The 16,318-nt window shown below is 72.2% G+C and carries 14 protein-coding genes; 3 read left to right on the top strand and 11 right to left on the bottom strand.

The genetic code is table 11. The features are described 5' to 3' along the window. Window positions 1–17: 17 nt before the first annotated feature. Window positions 18–431 carry a hypothetical protein gene (locus BLW32_RS01825; protein ID WP_068740434.1) on the top strand — a complete coding sequence of 138 codons (414 nt, stop codon included), beginning with the start codon at window positions 18–20 and terminating at the stop codon, window positions 429–431. After that, window positions 428–790: a hypothetical protein gene (locus BLW32_RS01830; protein WP_068627362.1), complete on the top strand. Its 363-nt coding sequence runs from the start codon at window positions 428–430 to the stop codon at window positions 788–790. The genes BLW32_RS01825 and BLW32_RS01830 overlap by 4 nt, the downstream gene beginning before the upstream one ends. Here the strand turns inward: BLW32_RS01830 and BLW32_RS01835 are convergent. The 10 genes from BLW32_RS01835 to BLW32_RS01880 all read right to left on the bottom strand — a co-directional run bounded on the left by BLW32_RS01835 (window position 768) and on the right by BLW32_RS01880 (window position 14,013). Continuing rightward, a complete protein-coding gene (locus BLW32_RS01835) occupies window positions 768–1,832 on the bottom strand; it encodes a threonine aldolase family protein (RefSeq protein ID WP_068526566.1) in 1,065 nt (354 codons plus the stop codon). The genes BLW32_RS01830 and BLW32_RS01835 overlap by 23 nt on opposite strands. Then, on the bottom strand, window positions 1,829–2,533 hold the full coding sequence (locus tag BLW32_RS01840) for an SDR family NAD(P)-dependent oxidoreductase (RefSeq protein WP_068740436.1): 705 nt from the start codon (window positions 2,531–2,533) through the stop codon (window positions 1,829–1,831). Before BLW32_RS01840 ends, BLW32_RS01835 begins: the two co-directional genes overlap by 4 nt. Continuing rightward, the gene (locus BLW32_RS01845; RefSeq protein ID WP_068740438.1) at window positions 2,530–4,653 is read right to left on the bottom strand and encodes a DUF6421 family protein; all 2,124 of its coding nucleotides are present in this window, start codon (window positions 4,651–4,653) and stop codon (window positions 2,530–2,532) included. The genes BLW32_RS01840 and BLW32_RS01845 overlap by 4 nt, the downstream gene beginning before the upstream one ends. Before the next feature lie 90 nt (window positions 4,654–4,743). Further along, complete coding sequence (locus BLW32_RS01850) at window positions 4,744–5,313, bottom strand: YdcF family protein (protein WP_068740440.1); 570 nt, start codon at window positions 5,311–5,313, stop codon at window positions 4,744–4,746. 51 nt (window positions 5,314–5,364) lie between these two features. Further along, a complete protein-coding gene (locus BLW32_RS01855) occupies window positions 5,365–6,822 on the bottom strand; it encodes an NAD-dependent succinate-semialdehyde dehydrogenase (protein WP_068740443.1) in 1,458 nt (485 codons plus the stop codon). Next, on the bottom strand, window positions 6,819–8,183 hold the full coding sequence (gene gabT, locus BLW32_RS01860) for a 4-aminobutyrate--2-oxoglutarate transaminase (RefSeq protein ID WP_068740445.1): 1,365 nt from the start codon (window positions 8,181–8,183) through the stop codon (window positions 6,819–6,821). The genes BLW32_RS01855 and gabT overlap by 4 nt, the downstream gene beginning before the upstream one ends. After that, the gene (locus tag BLW32_RS01865; protein ID WP_068526572.1) at window positions 8,180–9,691 is read right to left on the bottom strand and encodes an APC family permease; all 1,512 of its coding nucleotides are present in this window, start codon (window positions 9,689–9,691) and stop codon (window positions 8,180–8,182) included. The genes gabT and BLW32_RS01865 overlap by 4 nt, the downstream gene beginning before the upstream one ends. Continuing rightward, window positions 9,688–10,554: a universal stress protein gene (locus BLW32_RS01870; protein WP_068526573.1), complete on the bottom strand. Its 867-nt coding sequence runs from the start codon at window positions 10,552–10,554 to the stop codon at window positions 9,688–9,690. Before BLW32_RS01870 ends, BLW32_RS01865 begins: the two co-directional genes overlap by 4 nt. Continuing rightward, window positions 10,551–12,539 carry a primary-amine oxidase gene (locus tag BLW32_RS01875; RefSeq protein ID WP_068740446.1) on the bottom strand — a complete coding sequence of 663 codons (1,989 nt, stop codon included), beginning with the start codon at window positions 12,537–12,539 and terminating at the stop codon, window positions 10,551–10,553. Before BLW32_RS01875 ends, BLW32_RS01870 begins: the two co-directional genes overlap by 4 nt. 46 nt (window positions 12,540–12,585) lie before the next feature. Next, complete coding sequence (locus BLW32_RS01880) at window positions 12,586–14,013, bottom strand: aminobutyraldehyde dehydrogenase (RefSeq protein ID WP_068526575.1); 1,428 nt, start codon at window positions 14,011–14,013, stop codon at window positions 12,586–12,588. Window positions 14,014–14,128: 115 nt separating this feature from the next. On the opposite strand from BLW32_RS01880, the gene BLW32_RS01885 reads away from it, so the two are divergent. Next, window positions 14,129–15,655 carry a PucR family transcriptional regulator gene (locus BLW32_RS01885; RefSeq protein ID WP_068740448.1) on the top strand — a complete coding sequence of 509 codons (1,527 nt, stop codon included), beginning with the start codon at window positions 14,129–14,131 and terminating at the stop codon, window positions 15,653–15,655. Here the strand turns inward: BLW32_RS01885 and BLW32_RS01890 are convergent. Then, window positions 15,626–16,276, bottom strand: coding sequence for a TetR/AcrR family transcriptional regulator C-terminal domain-containing protein (locus BLW32_RS01890; RefSeq protein ID WP_068526643.1), 651 nt, complete (start codon window positions 16,274–16,276; stop codon window positions 15,626–15,628). The two genes, BLW32_RS01885 and BLW32_RS01890, sit on opposite strands and share 30 nt — an antisense overlap. Between the last annotated feature and the right edge of the window lie 42 nt (window positions 16,277–16,318).

Here is a 16,318-nt window from a genome sequence, read left to right on the forward strand (position 1 = left end):
GACGTATCGTCGACGGCGTGCAGGAGACCTCCTCGGATCGACCGGTGCCCGACGGTGCGCGGCTGCCCACCGACCGTCGCACCCTTGTGTGCGTCGCGATCGGTGGTGCCCTCGCCGCCGTCTCCACGGCGAGCCTCTCGGCCGCACCCGCGTGGCGGGCCCTCGAGCTCGACTCCCGGTTCGTGGGAATCGGGGTCCTCTCCTTGGTGACCGGCGTGCTGTTCGCGCTGCGCGACGCCCTCGGCGACCGGTGGTTCGCGTTCCTCGTCTTCGGCGTGCTCGCAGGGTTCGCCTCGGTCGGCGTCTACGGGTTGGTGTCCCTGCTCGGGATGCCGCCGTCCGCGGGCGTCCGGTTCCTGTTCGGCGCGCCGCTCGTCTCGGCCCTGGGCATCGGGGCCGGCTACGTGCTCGCGCGGCGGGCGCGGCGATGACGACCGTGATCGTCGCCGTGGGCGGTGCCGTCGGTTCGGTCCTCGGCTATCGCCTGGTGGCGCGCGGCCCGCGGTGGACGACGATGCTGTGCGTCACGGCGCTGGTGTCGGTGCTCCTCGGAGGCGTCGCCCGGCTGGTGCGGATCGTCGGGGACACCGGTCTGGCCGCCGTGCCGGTCGCGCTGCTCGGGCCGATCGTCACGTTCACCGGGATCGGCTGGTGGCTGGTGGCGTCACCCCGCGGGGACTGGCGCCGCGCCGTCCTCGTGGTCGGGGGCGGCGTCGCGGCGGCGATCCTCGGCTACCTGTCGATCGACCTCATGGGCCTCGCCTACATCAAATTCCCGCGGTTCGGCTGAGCTCGGCCGAGATCAGCGCGGCGAACGCGCGGACGTCCTCCTCGGTGGTGTCCCACGCGCACATCCAGCGGACCTCGCCGCGGATCTCGTCCCAGAAGTAGAACGGCACCCGCTCCATCAGCGCCTCGGCGGCCGCGCGCGGGAGCTCCGCGAAGACCGCGTTCGACTGCACCGGCTGCGTGATCGTCACGCCGCCGATCCCGCGGACGAGATCCGCGAGCAGCCGCGCCATCGCGTTCGCATGGCCCGCGACCCGCAGGTACCGGTCGTCGTCGAGCAGAGCGAGGAACTGCGCGGCGAGGAAGCGCTGCTTGGAGGCCAGCTGCATCGAGAGCTTGCGCACGTACTCGACGCCGGGCGCGGAGGCCGCGTCGAGGACCACCACGAGTTCAGCGCCGAGCAGGCCGTTCTTCGTGCCGCCCATGCTCACGACGTCGGCGCCGATGTCGGTGGTGATCGCCCGCAGGTCCGTGCCGAGGCTCGCGGCGGCGTTGGCCAGGCGCGAGCCGTCGATGTGCAGCAGCCAGTCGCGCTCGTGCGCGTATTCCGCGAGGGCCCGCAGTTCGTCCGGGGTGTAGACGGTGCCGAGCTCGGTGGACTGCGCCACCGAGAGCACGCGAGGCTGTGCCCAGTGCACGTCGCCCGCCCGGTCGGGGACGGCGGCGGTGATCGCCTCGGGGGTCAGCTTGCCCTCGACGGTGGGCACGACGAAGAGTTTGAGCCCGGCGAGCTTCTCGGGGGCGCCGCCCTCGTCGACGTGGATGTGGCCCGTGTCGGCGCAGACCACCGCCGACCAACGGTCGGAGACCGCGGACAACGCGACGACGTTCGCGCCGGTGCCGTTGAACACGGGGAACGCCCGCGCCCCGTCGCCGAACAGCTCGACGATCCGCGCATCGAGGGCGGCGGTGTAGACGTCGGCGCCGTAGGCGCCCTGGTGCCCGAGGTTCGCTTCGGCGATCGCCTCGAGCACCTCCGGCAGCACGCCGGCGTAGTTGTCGCTCGCGAAGCCGCGCTTGGCGGGATCGTGCAGGCGGGTCATGCGGTCACCTCCGGAACCAGGGTGTCGACGGTGCCGTTCACCTCGGCCGCAGGAGCGTCCCACAGCGCGACGAGGCGATCGGCCACGTCGCCGATGGGCGTGTAGCGCGGGAACTTCCGCTCCGGGGAGTCGGCCTTCATCTGCGGCGTGAGCAGCGCCATCACCCGCAGGACCGTCGCGGCGGCGCCGGTGCCGGCGAAGCCGTCGGCGAGTGCCAGGGTCCACGCCTCGGCGGCGGCCTTGGCGGTGGCGTACATCGCGTTCTTCGCCGTCGGCTTCGCCACCGAGATCGACGAGATGACGGCGACCCGCGCGTCCTCGCTCGCGGCGAGCGCGGGGTACAGCGGCTGGGAGACGTTCTGCAGGCTGCGGATCAGGCCCGCCTCGAGGAAGTCCCAATCCGCGGGGTCCGCCTCGTCGATCGGGGTGCCGCCGCGCCAGCCGCCCACCAGGTGCAGCAGGCCGTCGGCGCCGCCGTGCTCGGCGACGATGCGCCGGACGGCCTCCGCCGTCGCGGCGCGGTCCGACAGGTCCGCGCGGTAGGCGCTCACGCCGTCGAGGTCCGCGATCTCCTCCGCGGGAGCGCCGCGCGTGATGACGGCGGCCTGCGCCCCGGCGGCGACGAGCCGCCGCACGACCTCCTGCCCCAGTGCCCCGTTGGCGCCCGTCACCACGACGGTGCGGCCCGTCACCCCGCTCATGCCGGTACCTCCGTCGCCGTCGCCGCCGTGATGCCCTTCGCGCTCTCGATCACGGGTGCCATCTTGCGCCGCAGCGCCTCGTAGAACATGTTGAGGGGGAACTCGTCGGGCAGGACGAGGTCCACCAGGGCCTTGGGAGGACCGTCGAGCGGGAGCGCCGACGGGCCCTGCGCCCACGTCGACCCGGGACCGGGCGCGACGTAAGTGGAGACGAACTCGTAGCTCGCGAGCCACTGGCCGACCTTGGACCGGTCGATGCCGGTGCGGTAGAGCTCCTCGATCTCCTCGGTGAGCCGGATCACCTGGAGCGGCAGCTCCTTCCAGTCGAACGAGAGCCGGTTGTCGCGCCAGCGCAGCGCGCCGTGGCGGTGCAGATAGGCGAACAGCAGCTGGCCGCCGAGGCCGTCGTAGTTGCGCACCCGGTCACCGGTGATGGGGAAGCGGAAGAGGCGGTCGCACAGGATCGCCAGCTGCACCGGCAGCCCGTACGGGTGGCCGTCCTGCTGGAGCCGGTACGCCTCCCGGAAGGTGGTGAGGTCGCAGCGCAGCTCCTCCAGGGAGTACTGCCAGTACGGCATCCGCTGCTTGATCATGAAGGGGTCGAAGGGCAGGTCGCCCCGGCTGTGCGTGCGGTCGTGGATCAGGTCCCACAGCGCGAAGGTGGACTCCGCGAGGGACTGCGAGGCGACGAGGCGGTCCCCGTCGGGCGGGAGGCGCAGCGAGAGGATCTCGGCGGCCGCGCCCGTCACGCGACGGAAGCGGGCGGCCTCGCGGTCGCAGAAGATGGCGCCCCAGTGGAACTCGGGGGTCTGCGCGACCGTCACGGTCTCGGGGAACAGCACCGCGGAGTGGGTGTCGTAGCCGGGGGTGAAGTCCTCGAAGGCCACCGCCAGGAACTGTCGGTTGTCGAAGGTACGCTCGGTCTCGGCCAGCCACTCGGGCCAGACCACGCGGAGCAGGACGGCCTCGAAGACCTTGCCCGCGTTGCCGTTCTGGGTGTACATCGGGAAGACGACGAGGTGCTCGGTGCCGTCGGCCCGGCTGCGGTCGGGCCGGAACGCGGCGAGGGATTCGTCGAACTCGGGCCGGCCGAAGCCGCCCTCGATCCACCGGCGGAAGTCGAGGGGCACCGCGGCGAGGTAGTCGGCGTCGTGGGGGAACAGGTGGGCGAGCGCATCGATCCGGATGACGATCTCGTCGACCAGCTCGCCGGCCCGCCGGTGGTGGGCCGCATCGGGGACCGCGCCGGTCTCGTCCTGGATCCCGCGCAGCTCCTCCACCGCGGCCTTGAGCGCCGCCCAGTCGGGGCTGTCCGCCGCGCCGCTGCCCGTATCCGCGGGCGGGTCCTCGTGCGCCCCGGCGGCCCAGGTGACGGCGTTGGCCCAGAGGGTGCGCTGGTCGAGGTCGTCGATCGAATCGTCCCCGAACAGATCGGAGTCCGCGAAGACCACGACCCGGCCGCGGTCGACCGTCAGCGCAGCGGCCAGTGCGCGGCCGGCGGGGGCCGCGGTATCGCTCGTGCGCGCCAGCACCGTGGCGCCGGGCGCGGCGGTGAGGTCGAGGACGCCGGTGCGGTAGAAGCAGGCCCCGTCGACCGCCGCGACGATGCCCTGGCCGTTCAGGTCGGGGGCGATCTCGGAGCGGACCCAGGTGGCGTTGCCACCGTGGCGGCGTTCGCCTGCGGCCTCCTGGACGACCACCGACTCGACGTGCACGCCGAACCGCCCGAGCAGCTCATCGAGGTTGTTGCCCGAGGTGGCGGTGTCGCATTCCGCGAGGACCACGAGCCCGCCGCCGTTGCGGACGTACCGCTCGATCGCGTCGAGCTCGTCGGGTGCGTACACGGGCGGCAGGTCGCCGGTCACGCGCTCGACGCCGGGCCGGGCGAGGTGCGGGATCACGTAGACGTCGGCCGCGGCCAGCTCCGCGGGCCCGATGTGCGGGGCGAGGGCGTCCGTCACCGTCATGCCGCGGCGGCGCAGGGTGTCCACGGCCTCGGCCAGGCTCGCGTCGGCCGGGTTCGGGGGAACCATCTCGCGGGCGCGGTCCAGGGTCGTCGCCCACGCGCAGCTCCGGGCCTGCTCGACCTGGACGCGCGCGAACACCGCATCGTCTGACATAACCGTACCGGCCTTTCACCTCTTACGTCGATCTTGACGCAATCTTAACGCCCGCGCGCGTCAGGGGAAAGCGGAACGGCGGTCCTTGTGTCAGTCGCAGGTGCCCTGGACCACGGCCTTCGCCGTGCCCACGAACTGGTAGAGGTAGATCAGTTCCCAGTCGGCGGGGCCGTAGTCGTAGCTACGGGGCACCGCGCGCATGACCGTCTCGCCCGAGTAGCAGTTGTCGAAGATGTAGCGCGAGCGGGTGAGGTGGTAGCCCCAGCTGATCACGATCACCGAGGACCAGCCGTTCTGCTTCGACAGCCGCTCGGTGAACATCGCCTCGCCGCGGGTGGTGCTGGGCACGGGCTTCTCACACGTGATGCTGACGTCGCCGAGGCGGGTTCCGCACATCGCCTGCATGGCGAGGTCGTCGGGTTCGTACCGGCCGTAAGGGTTGGAGAGCACGACGTTCTTCGACCAGCCCTCCTGGGCCAGCCGGATGCCGTACTGCTCGCGGCCGTCGTGCTCGCCGCCGAGCACGATGATCGCGTCCACCTTGCGCAGCGGGTCCTGATGGTCGATGCCGAACAGCGCGTAGCCGACGCCGCCGACCGCGGCGAGCACCAGGACCACGACGAGCGTCGCGATCCACAGGAGTCGTTGCCATCGCCGCACGTCGTCACCCTACCGGCGCCCCGTGAGGGCGCCGGCCGGGTGAGGGAGCCGTCACACCGGCGGGAGCGCGATGTACTTGGTGTTCAGGTACTCCTCGATGCCCTCGCTGCCGCCCTCGGAGCCGAGGCCGGACTGCTTGATCCCGCCGAACGGGGCGGCCGGATCGGAGATCACGCCGCGGTTCACGCCGACCATGCCCGCCTGGAGCCTGCGTGCGACGCGCTGCGCCCGCCCGACGTTCTCCGTGAAGAAGTACGCGGCCAGGCCATAGTCGGTGTCGTTGGCCATCGCCACGCCCTGCTCCTCGGTGTCGAAGCCGACGATCGCGGCGACGGGGCCGAAGATCTCGTCGCGGCGGATGCGGGCACCGTCGGGCAGGCCGTCGATGACGGTGGGCTCGTAGAAGAAGCCGGCACCGTCGACCGGCTTGCCGCCCGTGCGCACGGTGGCGCCGGCGGCGACGGCCTCGTCGACGAGCGCGGCGATGGAGCCGCGCTGCTTGGCGTTGATGATCGGGCCGATGGCGGAGTCGGCCTCCCAGCCCGGCCCGACCCGCATGGCCGCCACCCGCTCGGTGAGCTTCGCGGTGAAGGCCTCGCGGATACCGTTCTGCACCAGGATCCGGTTGGCGGCGGTGCACGCCTCGCCGCCGTTGCGCATCTTGGCGAGCATCGCACCATCGACGGCCTTGTCGAGGTCGGCGTCGTCGAAGACGAGGAACGGGGCGCTGCCGCCGAGCTCCATCGAGGTGCGCAGCACGTTGTTCGCCGCTTGCGCCAGGAGGATCTTGCCGACGCCGGTGGAGCCGGTGAAGGAGACCTTCCGCAGGCGGTCGTCGTCCATCAGTTCCCGGACGACGGTGGGCGCGTCGAGGGTCGGGAGCACCGACAGGACGCCGGCCGGCAGGCCCACCTCGGCGAAGACCTGCGCGAGCAGCAGCATCGTCAGCGGCGTGTCCTCGGCCGGCTTGACGATCACGGTGCAGCCGGCGGCCAGGGCGGGCCCGATCTTGCGGGTGCCCATGGCCAGCGGGAAGTTCCACGGCGTGATCGCCAGGCACGGCCCGACGGGCTCCTTGACGACGGCGATCTCGCCGGTGCCGGCGGGCGCGGTCGCGGTGCGGCCGCCGATGCGCACGGCCTCCTCGGAGAACCAGCGCAGGAACTCGGCGCCGTAGGCCACCTCGCCGCGGCTCTCGGGCAGGATCTTGCCCATCTCCAGGGTCATGAGCAGCGCGAAGTCGTCGGCGCGGGCGGTCACCGCGTCGAACGCGGCGCGCAGGATATCGGCGCGCACGCGGGGCGCGGTGGCGGCCCACTCGTCAGCGGCGGCGCTCGCCGCGTCGAGGGCCGCCGTCGCGTCGGCGGGCGTCGCGTTCGCGACGGACGCGAGGACCTCGCCGGTGGCGGGGTTGATCACGTCGAAGGTGCGGCCGGACTCGCTCGGCGTCGACGCGCCCTTCAGCCAGAGTCCGGTGGGGACGGAATTCAGCAGGTCGGCGACGTTCACGCGGAGGCCTCGCGGATCGCCGTCTCGAGCACGGTGAGGGCGTCGTCGAGCAGCTCGTCGCCGATCACCAGCGGGGGCAGGAGGCGGATGACGTTGCCGTAGGTGCCGCATGTCAGGATCACGACACCGGCGGCAAGGGCCTTCGCGGCGACCGCCTTGGTCAGGTCGGCGTCCGGCTCCGACGTGCCCGGGCGGACCAGCTCGATCGCGATCATCGCGCCGCGGCCGCGGACGTCGCCGATGACCCCCACCTCGTCGGCCAGCGCGCTGAGGCGGGCCGCGGACCGCTCGCCGATCGCGCGGGCGCGGGCGGGCAGGTCGAGGTCCGTCATGGTGTCGAGCGCGGCGAGGGCCGCGGCGCAGGCGACGGGGTTGCCGCCGTAGGTGCCGCCGAGTCCACCGGCGTGCACGGCGTCGAGCAGGTCGGCGCGGCCGGTGATGGCCGAGAGCGGCATGCCGCCGGCGATGCCCTTGGCCATGGTGATGATGTCGGGCACCACGCCCTCGTCCTCGCACGCGAACCAGGCGCCGGTGCGGGCGAAGCCGGTCTGCACCTCGTCGGCGATGAAGACGACGCCGTTCTCCTTCGCCCACGCGGCGAGCGCGGGCAGGAAGCCCGGCGCGGGCACGATGAAGCCGCCCTCGCCCTGGATCGGCTCGATGATGACCGCGGCCACCGCGTCGCCGCCGATCTGCTTCTCGATCTGGGAGATCGCGCGGGCCGCGGCGGCGGCACCGTCGGCGTCGAGGCCCGCCGCGGCGTCGCGGTACGGGTAGGACATCGGCATCCGGTAGACCTCGGGAGCGAAGGGGCCGAAGTCCTTCTTGTAGGGCATGGTCTTCGCCGTCAGCGCCATCGTCAGGTTGGTGCGGCCGTGGTACGCGTGGTCGAAGGCGACGACGGCGTCGCGGCCGGTGGCCAGGCGCGCGACCTTGATCGCGTTCTCCACGGCCTCGGCGCCCGAATTGAACAGCACGGTGCGCTTGTCGTGGTCGCCCGGCGTGAGCGCGTTGAGCCGCTCGGCGACGGCGACGTAGCCCTCGTACGGGGTGACCATGAAGCAGGTATGGGTGAAGTGCCCCGCCTGCGCCGCAACGGCTTCCGCCACGCGCGGGTCGGACGCGCCGACACTGGTGACGGCGATGCCGGAGCCCAGGTCGATGAGCGAGTTGCCGTCGACGTCCACGATGACGCCGCCGTCGGCGTCCGCGGCGTAGACCGGCACCGAGGAGCCGACGCCGCCGGCGACGGCGGACCGTCGGCGCTCGGCGAGCCGGGCGGACTCGGGGCCCGGAAGGGCGGTGACGAGGTTGCGGACCTGCGGCAGACGGTAGGTGAGCGAGGGGGTGGAAGCGGTCACGGGAGGGTCTCCTTGTCGACGTCGACGGGGGCGATGGTGCGGCGGAGGGTTTCGCCGCGGAAGAAGGCGGGGTGGGTGGCCCGCCGGACGAACATGAGCACGGCGCCCAACAGGAGCAGGCCGAACCCGATGTAGAAGACGAGCCCGATGCCGAACAGCGAGGAGCCGCTGCCGTTCTCCGGATTCAGGCTCTCCTGCACCGAGATCACGAAGACGACCGCGAGGATCGTGCCGCCGATCAGGGGGAACAGGAACTTGTAGACGATGTTGTGCGGGCCGGTGAAGAGCTCGCGGCGGAAGAACCAGACGCACGCGAAGGCGGTGATCCCGTAGTACCAGCAGATCATGATGCCGAGCGCGGCGATCGTGTCCAGCAGGGCCCGGTCCGAGAGCAGCTTCACCACGGCGTAGAAGACGCCGGTGACGACGCCCGAGACGACGGTCGCGTAGGTCGGCACCAGGTACCGGGGGTGGATCGTCGCGAGCTTGCGCGGGAACGCGCCGTAGGAGCCCATCGCGAGCATCGTCCGGGCCGCGGGGAGGAACGTGGTCTGCAGGCTCGCGATCGACGAGGCGAAGATCGCCAGGAACAGCATGAGGCCGCCGAAGCCGCCCAGCACGGGGGTCGCCAGCGGGCGGAAGACGTTCTCGGAGTTGTCGGGATTGCCGAGCCCCACGCCCTCGGTCCCGACGCCCGCGTACATCATCACGGCGATCGCCACCAGCAGGTAGGTGATGAGGATCGAGACCACCGCGAGCAGGCCGGCGCGGCCGGGAACCGTCTTCGGGTCCTTCGACTCCTCGCCGAGCGTGAGGCACGTGTCCCAACCCCAGAACGCGAAGATCGAGCCGGTGAGGCCGACGACGAAGGCCGCGATGGTGATCCCGGTGAACGGATTGAACCAGTCGAGGGAGAAGGACAGCCCGGTGGGCACACCCCGCGACCGCACGATCGCCGTGACCGCGAAGGCCACCAGCACGATCATCTGGAAGCCGACCAGCGCGTACTGCACCTTGGCGCTGGTCGTGACGCCGCGCCCCGAGATGTACGTGGCGATCACGATGAAGACCAGCGTGGTCGCGATGTTCACGAGCTTGTTGCCGGCCAGGTCGGCGATGCCGTCGTTGCTCATGACCTGGGCCAGGAACAGGTAGAAGTAGTCGACGGCGATCGCCGCCAGGTTCGACAGCACGATGATCGTGGCGAGCACCATGCCCCACCCGCACATCCAGCCCACGTACGGGCCGAAGGCCTTGGTGGACCACGTGAACGAGGCGCCGCAGTCGGGCACCCGCGAGTTGAGCTCGCGGTACGCGTAGGCGGTGAGGAACATCGGGATGAAGCCCGCGATGAAGATCGCGGGCATCTTCAGACCCACCGACGCGACGATGAGGCCGATGCTCGCCGTGAGCGTGTAGCCGGGCGCCACCGTCGAGATCCCGAGGACGGCGCCCGCGAGGGTGCCGATCCGGCCCTTCGCCAGGCCCTTGTCGACGATCTCCGTCATGCGAGGCCGGCCCGGGGCACGACGACCATCGGGACGTCGAGGACACGGAGCATCTTCGCGGCGGTGGAGCCGAGGAACAGGCGGCGCGGGGCGGCGAGGCGGCTCGAGCCCACCATGATCAGGTCGCCCGGGTGCCAGTCGAGGCCGTTGACGGCGTCCTCGACGGTGTCGCCGAGGACGACCACCGAGGAGACGTCGACGGTGCCGGACAGGCGTTTCCGGGCCTCGTCGAGCACCGTCGCCGAGTGCCGGCGGGCCTCCTCGAGCTTGGCCTGGTCGCCCTGCCGCGCGGTGGGCATGAGATCGACGGCGATGAGCGAGACGAGCCGCAGCGGCACGCCCGCGCGCTCGGCGCCGGTGATCGCCGCGTCGAGCAGCTCCTCCGCGCCCGGTCGCGCGCCGACGGCGCACGTCACCGACCGCACCGTCGCGGCCTTGGAGTGCCGCTGTCCCCGCGGAGCCAGCGCGACGGCGACCGGAGCGGAATGGATGAGGTCGTTGACCACGGGGCCGAGCGAATGCCGGCCCAGGAGGCCGCCGCCCGTCGCGCCGACGACCACGATCGCCGCGTCGAGGCGCTGCGCCTCGGCGATGATGCCCTCGGCGATCGAGTCGTAGACGCCGATGTGCGTGGACGTCTCGACGTCGGCCGGCACCTGCTCGCGCGCCTGCGCGAGCCAGCCCTCGGCCTGATCGGTGAGGACCTGGTCCACGAGGTCGCCGGAGACGAAGGCGCCGGTCTGGTCGGGCGGGACCACCATGCCGAGCGCGAGTTCCGCGTCCAGGGAGCGGGCGAGCTGCACGCCGAGGGCGACCGCGTCGCGGCCCCCGTCGGTGGCGAGATAGGCGACGTAGACCTTCACTTCTCCTCCTGACAACAACCCGATCCGGCGGCGGCACCGTCGGTCTCGGTGGAACAGCACGATGCGGACTTCGCCGGGGTGGGGGCCACGTCGATCGACGGGTTCCGGTCGAAGAAGCCGAAGGGCTTGAGCCAGAAGCTCACCGTGTCGGCGGGCATGATCGGCCAGTCCTCGGGCCGGGTGATGTGGTGGATGCCGAAGGTGTACCAGAGCACCACGTCGGTGTTCTCGATCGAGCGGTTCGCCGCGGTCCACGCCGGCAGGCCCATGCCGCCGCCGCCCTGGTTGACGAATTCGCCGGCGGGCCAGCGCTCCTCGCGGTCGTTCGGCGTCACCCACAGGGTGTGCTCGATGGCGCGGCAGCGGTCGAGGATCGGCGAGTCGGGGTCGAACATGGCGGGCACGTTCGCGGAGGCGACCAGCTTGTACGACGGGGACGTGCCGAGGCCGGTCGTCACGTTGTCGTTGACCACCTTCCACGACCGCTGCGTGGGGTAGTGCGGGTCCTGCTTGCCCTCGGACTCGGTGCGCAGCGGCGTGTTGACCTGCCGCAGCGACAGGCCGTAGGGGTTGTCCGGCCCGGTGGGCACCATCTGCGTCTCGGACCGGTAGACGGTGTTGTTCTCGCCGTCCACGTCGAGGTCCATGCGCGCGACGATGAAGTGCTGGTGGAAGGGCGCGTAGGTGCGCTGGTCGACCAGGGTGCCGTGCGGGTGGGAGCCGCCCTCGGGGAAGTGGCTGACCACCATGATGCCGGTGGCCCGCACCTCGCACTCGATGTTGCCGTCCTCGTAGAACCGCCAGTAGGTGAGGTACTCGTAGTTCGCGACGGTGACGTGGAAGGAGACCGTCAGGCGGCGCATGCGGCGGACCTCGGCGCCGGCGTGGTGGTCGACGTGCTTCCACAGGACGGCGTTGTCCTCCTCGTGGATGCAGATCGCGTTGGCGATGTCGTAGGGCTCGCCCTTGCTGTCGTGCAGCGTCGCGTCCAGGTACCGGATCTCGCCGAGGCAGTCGCAGCCCAGCGCGAGCGACGTGGTCATGAAGCCGAGGCCCCACTCGCCGATGTCGAAGGCGGTGCGGCGGTAGTGATCCTCGCAGTGGTCGCGGTAGGGGACCATCATCTCGGCGAACGACAGGCGGTGCGCGATCTTGCGGACGTTCCCGTTGTCGTTGTAGGTGACGGCGTGCAGGGTCATGCCCTCGCGGTAGTTGAAGCCCACCCGCAGCGACCAGTTCTGCCAGGTCAACTTGTTGCCCTCGAGGGTGAAGCCGGGGCCCTCGGGCTGGGTGATCTCGAGGGGCTTGCGCTCGGGGCGCGTGCTCGCCTCACGGATCTCCTTGGGCAGCATGCGCGGGACGTACTCGCCCATGATCTGCGGGCGGTCGACGCGGAAGGTGTCCTCGATCCGCAGCAGCTCCATGGTGTTCAGATCGATCACGCAGTGGAAGCCGTTGACGGGCCCGGCGTAGGGGTTGGCACCGTCGGACCCGCGGACCCAGGTGTCGGACCAGCCGATCCGGCGCCCCGCGAACTCCTCCGGGATGAGCACCGCGCCGTACGTCCACGTGTCCATGAACACCAGCGACATGTCGGTGATGCCCCGCGCCGCGAGGGCGGCGATGACGTCGGGGTGCGCCCGCAGGGCCTGATCGGCCTCGTCCCACTCGTCGACGGTGACGTTCGCCTGCACGTCCGGAATGTGATCGAACGCGGTCACCGCGTCGGCGGTCAGGGAGACGCGGGCCTTGTAGGTGCGGTTCGCCGTGCGGTCGAAGAGCACCGCGACGGCGACGCGCTCGGCCGGGGTGCCGTCGGTGTCGAAGGCGGTGATCTCGGCCTTGCTCGGCTCGAACATCTCGATCGAGGCGTAGCGCCAGTCGGCGTTCACGCCGTGCTCCCGGGCGAGCAGCGCGGTGACGGCGCGGATCTCGTCGGCGGAGAGGGGGTCGAGCGGGTGGGCGGCGGGGGAGGGGTTCTGCATCGCGGGGTGCCTTTCTCGGCGGGCGGTGGTCGGCCGGATCGGGAGGTCAGTCGTTGCTGCTCATGACGTGCTTGATTCGGGTGTAGTCCTCCAGGCCGTACGCCGACAGGTCTTTGCCGTAACCCGAGTGCTTGAATCCGCCGTGCGGCATCTCCGCCACGAGCGGGATGTGGCAGTTGATCCACACCGCGCCCGCGTCGATCCTGATGCTCATGCGGTTCGCGGTCGCGTGGTCGGTCGTCCAGACGCTGGACGCCAGGCCGTACTGCACGCCGTTCGCGAGAGCCACGGCCTCGTCCTCGGTCGCGAAGGGCTGCACGGTGATGATCGGGCCGAAGGTCTCCTCCTGCACGATCGCGTCGTCCTGCCGCACGCCCGTGATGACCGTCGGCTCCACGTAGAAGCCCTTCTCGCCGAGCCGCTTCCCGCCGGTCGCGACCGTGGCGTGCGCGGGCAGCGCGGCCAGCTTCTCCATGACGCGGCCGAAGTGGTGCACGTTGTTGAGGGCGCCGTAGAAGGCGTCGGGGTCGTCGGGGGTACCCGGCCGCAGGGTGCCGGCCTGCGCGACGAGGGCGGCGACGAACTCCTCGTAGACCGACTCGTGCACCAGGGCGCGCGTCGCGGCGGTGCAGTCCTGGCCGGCGTTGAAGAAGGCGGCCTGCGCGATGCCCTCGGCAGCGCGGGCGACGTCGGCGTCGCCGAAGACGACGGCGGGCGCCTTGCCGCCCAGTTCCAGGTGCGCGCGCTTGACGTCCGCCGCCGCGGCGGTCGCGACCGCCATGCCGGCGCGGACGGAGCCGGTGATCGCGACCAGCCCGAGGGCGGGATCGCTGACGAGGCGGGCGCCGACGGCACCGTCGCCGAGCACGACGTTGAGGACGCCGTCGGGGAGGATGTCCTGGGCGATCCGCGCCAGCACCAGGGTCGACTCGGGCGTCGTGTCCGAGGGCTTGAGGACCACGGTGTTGCCCGCGGCCAGGGCGGGGGCGATCTTCCAGATGGCCATCATGAACGGGTAGTTCCACGGGGTCACCTGGCCGACGACGCCGATCGGCTCGCGCCGCACATAGGAGGTGAAGCCCTCCATGTACTCGCCCGCCGAGCGGCCCTCGAGCATGCGAGCGGCACCGGCGAAGAAGCGCACCTGATCGGCGCAGACGAGGACCTCCTCCGCCTTCACCATGGCCGCGATCTGGCCGGTGTTGCGGACCTGGGCGGCGACGATCTCGTCGGCGTGCTCCTCGATCGCGTCGGCGAGCTTGAGCAGCGCCGCCTGGCGGGCGCTCGGCGTCGTGCGGCCCCAGGTGAGGAACGCGCGCTCGGCCGCGGCGATCGCGGCGGCCACCTCCTCCTCGGTCGAGACGGGCGAGACCGCGACGACGGCCTCGGTGGCCGGGTCGACGATGTCGATCGACGCGGACGACGTCGAGTCGACGAACGTGCCGTCGATGAAGTTCTGGAGCCGGTCGGACATCGCAACCCTTTCGGTGGGAGATCGGGGAAGTCCTCCTACTGTGCGCTGGGTCACTGGGCTACGCATCTGCCAGAATGGCGAAATCAGTCGCAACGTCTCGACGGATTGGAGCGCCATGGCGGTCACCGTGCGCTGGCTGCTGGGGCAGCGCGATCTCGGCCTCGGGCTCCGGGCGGGCGCGGCGGCGGTCGACGTCCCGATCACCTTCGTCATCACCACCGAGCTGGCCGATCCCACGCCCTGGCTCACCGGCGGCGAGATGCTCCTGACGACGGGCATCGGCATCCCGCCCGGCGACGACGGCTGCCGCGACTACGTGCGGCGGCTCACCGACCGCGGCGTCTCCGGCCTCGGTTTCGGCGTCGGCGTGTCCCGCGCCAGCGCGCCGGCGGCCCTCGTCGACGCGGCCGACGAGTTCGGACTCGCGCTCGTCGACGTGCCCCTGCCGACGCCCTTCGTGGCGGTCGCGCGCACCGTCATCGACGAGATCGCGCGGCGGGCGAACGCGGCGCAGGCGGCGGCCGGCCGGGCCCAGCAGCGCATGACCCGCGCCGCGGTCGCGGGCGGACCGTCGGCCACCCTGCGCGAGCTGTCGGTGGGCAGCGGCGGCGCGGCGCTCCTCCTCGACCGGGGCGGGCGGGTCGTGCAGGCGCATCCCGCGGAGTTCGACCCGGCCGTGGCGCGCGAGGTGGGAGAGCAGGCGCGGGCGCACGTCGCGGCCTCGGCGGTCGGGCCCGTGACGGTGCGGACCGTCGATCCGGCCGGCCGGCTCGGCACCATCGTCACCCAGCCGATCCGGGTGGGCGACCGCGGCCACGGCCACCTGGGCGTGGTGCTGCCGCGCGAACCCTCGGCGGCGGACCATGTGCTCATCGGCCACGCCAACTCCCTGCTGGCGCTGGACTTCGAGCGGCCGCTCCGGCTGCGGCTCGCGCAGTGGCGGATGAACGCCGCGGCACTGCGCCTGGTGCTCTCGGCGGGCGGGGACCTCGACGAGGCGGCGCAGCTGGTCGCGGAGGCGGCCGATCCGTCCGGGGTCCGTGCGCTCATGATCCGCGGCGGCGCGGACCCGGACGCCGTGGTCGCGGCGGTGCGGGCCGCGCTGCACGACGCGGGCCGGCCGGTGTTCGTGTCCGAAGCGGGCGCCGCGAGCGGGGTGATCGCGCTGCTGGGTGGCGACGACGGGCCCGGCTTCGCCGATGCCCTGGTGGCGGGTCTCGCGCCGGGCGAGCGGGCCAGGCTGCAGCTCGGGCTGGGGGCACCGCACGCGCCGCACGCCGTGGCCGAAGCGGTCGCGGCGGCCGAGCTCGCGGCCCGCGCGGCCCGGCCCGGAGGCGGCACCGTCGACGCCTCGGCGCTCGCCGGGCGCACGCTGTTCACCGAGCCGGGAACCCGCGAGGCCCTCGCCCGGCTCGACCGGGCGCTGCTGGAGCCGCTGCGCACGCACGACGGCCTCGCCGAGGCGCTCCGCGCCTACCTGGAGAACCACGGCCAGTGGGAGGGGACAGCCGCGGCGCTCGGGGTGCATCGGCACACGGCGCGGGCCCGCGTGGCGCGCGCGGAGGACCTGCTCGGCGTCGACCTCCGGTCGGCGCGGGTGCGCGCCGAGCTCCTACTGGCTCTGCTGCTCGGCGACGAGTAGCGCCCGCAGGCCCTCGATGAGCGCGGCGAGCCCCAGGTCGAAGGCCTGCAGCGAGCGCTCCGGGCCCGACGGTGCCGCGGCGAGGGCCCGGCGCAGGTCGTCGGTGGCGGCCGGGTCGTCACCGTCGTCATCCAGGGCGATGGGGACCTCGGGCGCCGAGACGTCGAGCGCCGCGCCGAGGAGGAAGTTCTCGACGCCGACGACGATGCCCATGACCTGCTCCACCCGGAATCCGGCGCGGAGCAGTCCGGCGGTCGCCGCCGCGTACATCGCGAGGTTCTGCCGGCCCCCGATGGTCTCGGTGGCGAGCAGGCGGACCGCGGCGGGGTGTGCGGCGAAGGCGGTGCGGTAGGTGCGGGCCCACGTGTCGAGCGCGCGGTCCCAGGGCTCGGTCGCGAAGCACGTGGCGTCGATGTCGGCGGTCACGAGGTCGCGGACGAGGCCGATGACGCCCGCGCGGCCCTCGACGTGGTGATAGATCGACGAGACCTGCACCCCGAGCCGACGGGCCAGCGCCGGCATGCTCAGCGCACCCTCCCGGTCGACCAGCTCCAGCGCCGCCGCGCCGATCGACGCGCGATCGAGTTGCGGGGTGCTCGGCCGGCCGACGCGTCTGCTCACCTGCACGAACCTACCCGACGAGGCACTCAATCGACAGGCTTT

Origin of the sequence: Tsukamurella tyrosinosolvens, from assembly GCF_900104775.1 — a bacterium.
GTDB lineage: Bacteria > Actinomycetota > Actinomycetes > Mycobacteriales > Mycobacteriaceae > Tsukamurella > Tsukamurella tyrosinosolvens.